The sequence below is a fragment of the Gilliamella sp. B3892 genome, from assembly GCF_026536305.1.
Taxonomy (GTDB): domain Bacteria; phylum Pseudomonadota; class Gammaproteobacteria; order Enterobacterales; family Orbaceae; genus Gilliamella.
Genome location: NZ_JAFNOK010000003.1, coordinates 309,842 through 316,210, shown reverse-complemented (window position 1 = coordinate 316,210; position 6,369 = coordinate 309,842). Strand labels below are relative to the sequence as shown.

The following is a 6,369-nucleotide window of genomic DNA, read 5'->3' as shown; positions in this document are numbered from 1 at the left end:
TACCAGAAGGCGTAGAAATGGTAATGCCAGGTGATAACATCAAAATGACAGTATCATTAATTCACCCAATCGCAATGGCAGAAGGCTTACGTTTTGCGATTCGTGAAGGTGGTCGTACTGTTGGTGCTGGTGTGGTTGCTAAGGTTATCAAATAATTAAAGTAAGAATAACCATAGAAAGGGTATCGCTAGATGCCCTTTCTTATCTCGTCTGTTTAGCAAAATGTTTTTTATTGTGAGAGCATTTTGGAAAATAGATATTATTAAATAACATAATCATAGGTTTTATATGCTAGTAAGTAACGAGAGTCAAGCTACAAACACGATTCTAGACAAATTCAAATGGGGTTTAGTTCTAGTATTGATTGCGTTTATTGTCTGGGGAAATTCTTATTTTTCTGGTCCTAATGATATATATCAACCTAATACGATCGTCCGCATTGTTGCTGTTGTTGCGATTTCGCTATTTACTTTATTCATTGCGTACACAACAAATAAAGGCAAAGCATTTTTTGTATTTTTACAAGAATCGAGAAAAGAGCTTCGAAAAGTTGTATGGCCGACACGTAAAGAAACAGTGCAAACAACTTTGCTCGTTGCTGCTGTAACTGTTATTGTTGGATTAGCTCTTTGGGGAATGGATTCGGTATTCCGTTCAATTGTCTTTTATCTAACATCATTAGGACGCTAATATGAGTGAAACACAACAAAAACGCTGGTATGTTATTCAAGCTTATTCTGGCTATGAAGCACGTGTTGCACAATCATTACGTGAATATATCAAATTACATAACATGGAAGATTTTTTCGGTGAAGTATTAGTACCAACCGAAGAAGTTGTTGAAATGAAAAGCGGTCAACGCCGTAAAAGTGAACGTAAATTCTTCCCGGGTTATGTTTTAGTTGAAATGGTGATGAATGATGCAACATGGCACTTAGTAAAAAGTGTGCCAAGAACAATGGGCTTTATTGGTGGTACATCAGATCGACCTGCACCAATCAGCCAACGTGAAGTTGATGCTATCATGAATCGTTTACAACAAGTTGGCGATAAGCCACGTCCTAAAACCTTATTTGAACCGGGCGAACTTGTGCGTGTTAATGACGGTCCATTTGCTGACTTTAATGGCGTGGTTGAAGAAGTGGATTATGAGAAGAGCCGCTTAAAAGTATCGGTATCCATTTTTGGTCGTTCAACACCGGTTGAACTTGATTTTAGCCAAGTCGAAAAAAGCTAATATCGCAATATACCCATATAAAAAATCACAGAATCAATTCTGTGATTTTTTTTGCCTTATTAACGTAGAACGGTATTTTATAGTGTGATATCTGAATTGACTTATACCCCATGGTACGAGTCAATTGTTACCAATCATTTTAATTTAAGCCGATTCAAACTCTTCAATTTGTTGTTGTAAATCCAACCATGTCAATTCTGACTCCTCTTGCTCGCCTTTTAATTGACTTTGTTGTAACAATAATTGTGTTAACTCACTCTTTTTATCCGCTTCATAAATAGAGGGATCGGCTAATTGCTCTTCAATCAATTTTAACTGCTTACTTAACCGTTCAAGGGTCTGCTCCTCTTTTTGTAACTGTTTTTTCAGCGGTTGCATTTGTGCACGTCGCTCAGCTTCTTTACGTTTTTGTTCTTTACGATCTTGCGCTGAAAGATTTTTGCTATTGTCATTTTGACTATCATCTTGTTGCGTTGGTTGTTTTTCCGCTTTCTGCTCGTCGGCAAGCCATTTTTGATAATCATCGAGATCACCATTAAATGGTTCAACTTTATGATCGTGAACTAAATAAAACTCGTCAGTGGTTGAGCGTAATAAATGGCGATCATGCGATACCACCACTAACGCCCCTTCGAAATCAATAAGTGCTTCAGTTAATGCTTGACGCATATCTAAATCTAAATGGTTGGTTGGTTCATCGAGCAACAGCAGATTGGGTTTTTGCCATACAATCAGGGCTAAAACTAATCGGGCTTTCTCACCGCCGGAAAAGGTATTAACAGGCTCGCTAACTTTATCGCCATGAAAATCAAATCCGCCTAAGTAATTACGTAGCTCTTGTTCAGTAATATTGGGATCGGCAAGTTTGGTTAGATGCCATAGCGGAGACTCTTCGCCGCGTAGATATTCCAATTGGTGTTGCGCAAAGTAACCTAATTGTACGCCTTTAGCTAAGTTAATATGCCCCTCTTTTGGTGCCAGTTCGCCCGCTAATAATTTAATTAACGTTGATTTACCTGCGCCGTTACGCCCTAATAACCCGATTCGTGAGCCGGGAACTAAGTTTAGCTTAATTTTTTCCAGCACAATTTTATCTTCATAACCGGCGACCACTTTGTCCATCATTAATAATGGGCTAGGTAAAAACTCCGACGGTTTGAAACTAAAATGAAACGGATTATCCACATGCGCCGGTGCAATAAGCTCCATTTTTTCTAACATTTTAATTCGGCTTTGTGCCTGCTTAGCTTTGGTCGCTTTTGCTCGAAAGCGATCAATATAGCTTTGCAAATGCGCCACTTTTTGTTGTTGGCTTTCATAAAGCGATTGTTGCTGAGCTAACTTCGCTGTACGCTGAACTTCAAAAGAAGAGTAGTTGCCGGTATATTCAAATAGATTTTTTTGCTCAATATGGATAATTTTATTAACTAATGGATCTAAAAAGTCCCGGTCATGGGAAATTAAAATTAGTGTGCCTTGATAATTGCTTAACCACTTTTCCAGCCAAATAACCGCATCTAAATCTAAATGGTTAGTTGGCTCATCTAGTAGGAGCAGATCGGAACGACACATCAGAGCCTGCGCTAAATTTAAACGCATACGCCACCCACCGGAATAGGATTTAACCGGTAATTGCAACTGCTCGTTGGAAAAGCCTAAACCGTGTAACAGGGTTGCCGCTCGAGCTTGAATAGTCCACGCATCGATATTGTCGAGTTTTTCATGGATAATAGCGATTTGTTCACCATTATTTTCTTGATTGGCAATGGCTAACTTTTGTTCTAATTGGCGATACTCTCGGTCGCCGTCAATGGCGTATTCAATTGCTGGAGTGTCTAATGCCGGGGTTTCTTGATTTACCCATGCAAGTTGCCATTGAGAGGGAAAACTCACCGTGCCGGCATCAGCTTGAATTTCGCCTTTTATTAATGAAAATAGCGTAGACTTTCCGCAACCATTTTTGCCAACTAAACCGACTTTTTGTTTAGGATTAATCGTGGCAGAAGCATTATCTAAAAGTAGATTAATGCCCCGACGAACTTGAATGGAATCAAATACTATCATGATATTGTTGTCTATTATTCAAAATAAAATATGCTATCCTAACAAAAATTGAGAGTTATGCAAAATCAAAATAGGATATCTAAAATGGCGATGAGTCCTTATAGCCTCACCCCAAAAATTGCTCAACAGATTGTTGATAGAACCATGAAGATTATTGATTGTAATATCAATGTTATGGATGCTAACGGATGTATTATTGGTAGTGGGGATTTAGAGCGTATTGGCGAACTACATGAAGGGGCGATGTTAGCGATATCGCAAAAACGCACCGTATCAATTGACAGTAACACAGTAAAAAGCTTACAAGGTGTTAAACCGGGTATTAACTTACCGTTGAAACTCAACGATCGAATCGTTGGCGTGATAGGGCTAACTGGTGAACCGTCCGATATACGCCAATTTGGTGAACTTGTTTGTATGTCTGCTGAAATGATGATGGAGCAAACTCAATTACTGCAAGAACTCTCCTATGATAATCGCTTAAAAGAAGAGCTGATTCTTACCCTTATTGAAAAAGAGATCTTACCCGATAGTATGATTCAATGGGTCAAACGGCTCGATATTGATCTCAATCTACCCAGAGTTGTCGGTATGATTGAAGTGGATAGTGGACAATTGGGTATTGATACGGCGATGAGTGAATTACAGAATCTGCAAACCCAAATACAGCTATTAAGTAATAATAACTTAGTAGCGATTAAATCGATTACTGAATTAGTGATTTTAATTCCGGCACTGAATCGATATGGTCGTTGGGATTTATCCGAACACAAGAAAAAACTTGAGCAACTCATTATTACCATTAAAAACATAACTCAATTAGATATTCGAATTTCGCTGGGTAATTACTTTGAACAGCATCTTTGCCCTCTGGTAAAATCTTATCAAACAGCAAAAACCACCATGCTGATAGGTAAACAAAGAATGCCTAATGTGCGTAACTACTACTATCAGGAGCTAATTTTACCGGTACTGTTACATGGATTAAGTTATGATTGGCAAGCTGAGGAGTTATTATTACCGCTGAAAAAACTCAAAATGGGCGATAATAATGGGGTGTTGCAAAAAACGTTACAGACGTGGTTTAAAAACAACGTGCAAAATAGCGACACCGCTAAAGAACTGTTTATTCATCGTAATACATTAGAGTATCGGCTAAATAAAATTGCTAAGCTTACCCAATTAAATTTAGCAAAATTTGATGACCGATTGCTTTTGTATATTGGCTTACAATTAGACAAACATGCCTAAGAGAGGCTTATTGTTCTTACCGATATTCAATAAGAACAATATAACATTTAAGCGATTAATTAACGGGATTATTGAAATATTACGTGATAGGTGCCGGATTAAAAATGGCTAATGGGTTGTATAATTTCCAATGATCTGACCATGGTTTCTTTCGTCCACTTGCCACATCTAAAATTAAATGAAATAAACGCCAGCCAATATCTTCAATCGTTGCTTTACCAAGCGCAATATCGCCGGCACTAATATCAATTAAATCAAACCACTGTTCGGCAACAATATTACGGCTGGACATTTTTATCACCGGTACCATAGCCAAACCGTAAGGCGTTCCCCGACCAGTAGTAAAAACTTGTAACGTGATGCCGGAAGCAACTTGTTGCGAACCACAAACAAAATCACTTGCTGGCGTTGCAGCAAAAATTAATCCTTTTTTGGTTGGGCGTTGTCCGGGCGATAACACTTCCACAATAGGGCTGGTGCCCGACTTAGCAATCGATCCCATTGCTTTTTCGACAATATTATTTAATCCGCCTTTTTTATTGCCCGGTGTGGTGTTGGCACTGCGGTCAACTTTTCCTGCGGCTAAATATTCATCATACCACTGCATTTCACGAATCAGCGCTTTACCGACCGCCTCATCAGCCGCTCTAGGCGTAAGTAAGTGAATACCGTCACGCACTTCGGTTACTTCCGAAAACATCACCGTCGCCCCACATCTGACTAATAGATCAGAAGCATAACCGACTGACGGATTCGAGGTTACCCCGGAAAAAGCATCACTGCCGCCACACTGCATACCGACCACTAATTCAGATGCCGGCACGGTCTCTCTTTTTCGAAGATTTAATTTTTGCAGATGTTTTTCAGCCACCATTAAAATATGGTCAACCATGGCTTTAAATCCATGCTCGTCTTGCAGTGTAACCAGATCATCATCTTCGATTCTGATCGGGATAGTATCTTCGGTGCCTTTTAATAACCTTGCCGGTTGCAGTTTTTCACAACCTAAACTGACAACCATGATTTCACCACCAAAATTAGGATTTTTGGCTAGATTATGAATCGAACGAATCGGCACGATAGCCGCCGGCGCATCAATTGCCACCCCGCAACCATAAAGATGCGTTAACGCCACAACGCCATCGACATTTGGATATTTAGGTAACAGGTCACGTTCGATAATTTTACAAACGTACTCCACAACGCCAGAAACACAATTCACACTCATTGTGATCCCCAATATATTTCGGGTGCCGACCGATCCATCTTTATTGCGATAGCCTTCAAAAGTGTAACCGTCTAAGGGGGGCAATACCGGCGCTTTTTTAGTGGCAATGGGAAGCTCGTGTAGCATGGGGGCAGTTGGCATTTGCGTGACAGATTCATTGATCCAAGCTCCTTTTTTAATCTCCACCTTTGCATAGCCAATCACTTCACCGTAGCGAATAATTGCTTGCCCTTGATTGATATCATTCAACGCCACTTTATGACCTTGAGGAATATCCTCAATTAATGTTAACCCGTCAGCAAATACCGTACCTTTTGGCAATCCACTATCATTAACGATAATAGCGACATTGTCCGGTTCTTTGATTTTGATATAAAGCGGCTTGTTATTGTGATGCTCCATTGCTTAACTCCCATTCAACGCCTATCTTTTAATTTATTATCAGTCACAGTTTCTTATCTGATTAGACATATCTTAAATCTGAAATAGACAAATAGCATTGTGAATGTTCACAATTTTTCGTGCTTAATTCCGTTTAAATTTGTCACTATCAACATAAAAATGTGTGATAGGTCACAAAAATCCCCCT

5 protein-coding genes and 1 pseudogene are annotated in these 6,369 nt (G+C 39.3%); 4 read left to right on the top strand and 2 right to left on the bottom strand.

Annotated elements, in window-relative coordinates:
* The 3 genes and pseudogenes from J3U74_RS05680 to nusG form a co-directional block, all read left to right on the top strand.
* Window positions 1-155 (top strand): annotated as a pseudogene (locus tag J3U74_RS05680) (elongation factor Tu); the annotation flags it as partial.
* A gap of 133 nt (window positions 156-288) precedes the next feature.
* Window positions 289-690 (top strand): preprotein translocase subunit SecE, encoded by a 402-nt coding sequence (gene secE, locus J3U74_RS05675; RefSeq protein WP_220218842.1) that lies wholly within the window; start codon window positions 289-291, stop codon window positions 688-690.
* Window position 691: 1 nt separating this feature from the next.
* On the top strand, window positions 692-1,237 hold the full coding sequence (nusG, locus tag J3U74_RS05670; protein WP_220218843.1) for a transcription termination/antitermination protein NusG: 546 nt from the start codon (window positions 692-694) through the stop codon (window positions 1,235-1,237).
* A 144-nt stretch (window positions 1,238-1,381) separates the two neighbouring features.
* On the opposite strand, the gene J3U74_RS05665 is transcribed toward nusG, so the two are convergent.
* The gene (locus tag J3U74_RS05665; protein WP_267329395.1) at window positions 1,382-3,301 is read right to left on the bottom strand and encodes an ABC transporter ATP-binding protein; all 1,920 of its coding nucleotides are present in this window, start codon (window positions 3,299-3,301) and stop codon (window positions 1,382-1,384) included.
* 90 nt (window positions 3,302-3,391) lie between these two features.
* On the opposite strand from J3U74_RS05665, the gene J3U74_RS05660 reads away from it, so the two are divergent.
* Window positions 3,392-4,552, top strand: a complete 1,161-nt coding sequence (locus J3U74_RS05660) for a sugar diacid recognition domain-containing protein (protein WP_267329425.1) — start codon at window positions 3,392-3,394, stop codon at window positions 4,550-4,552.
* A 79-nt stretch (window positions 4,553-4,631) separates the two neighbouring features.
* Here J3U74_RS05660 and garD read toward each other — a convergent pair whose 3' ends face one another.
* On the bottom strand, window positions 4,632-6,182 hold the full coding sequence (garD, locus tag J3U74_RS05655) for a galactarate dehydratase (protein WP_267329396.1): 1,551 nt from the start codon (window positions 6,180-6,182) through the stop codon (window positions 4,632-4,634).
* Window positions 6,183-6,369 lie beyond the last annotated feature (187 nt).

What these genes read in the sequence shown, in the direction of transcription:
- secE (WP_220218842.1), top strand. Translation starts at nt 289, where the DNA reads ATGCTAGTAAGTAACGAGAGTCAAGCTACAAACACGATTCTAGACAAA.
- nusG (WP_220218843.1), top strand. Translation starts at nt 692, where the DNA reads ATGAGTGAAACACAACAAAAACGCTGGTATGTTATTCAAGCTTATTCT.
- J3U74_RS05665 (WP_267329395.1), bottom strand. Translation starts at nt 3,301, where the DNA reads ATGATAGTATTTGATTCCATTCAAGTTCGTCGGGGCATTAATCTACTT.
- J3U74_RS05660 (WP_267329425.1), top strand. Translation starts at nt 3,392, where the DNA reads ATGAGTCCTTATAGCCTCACCCCAAAAATTGCTCAACAGATTGTTGAT.
- garD (WP_267329396.1), bottom strand. Translation starts at nt 6,182, where the DNA reads ATGGAGCATCACAATAACAAGCCGCTTTATATCAAAATCAAAGAACCG.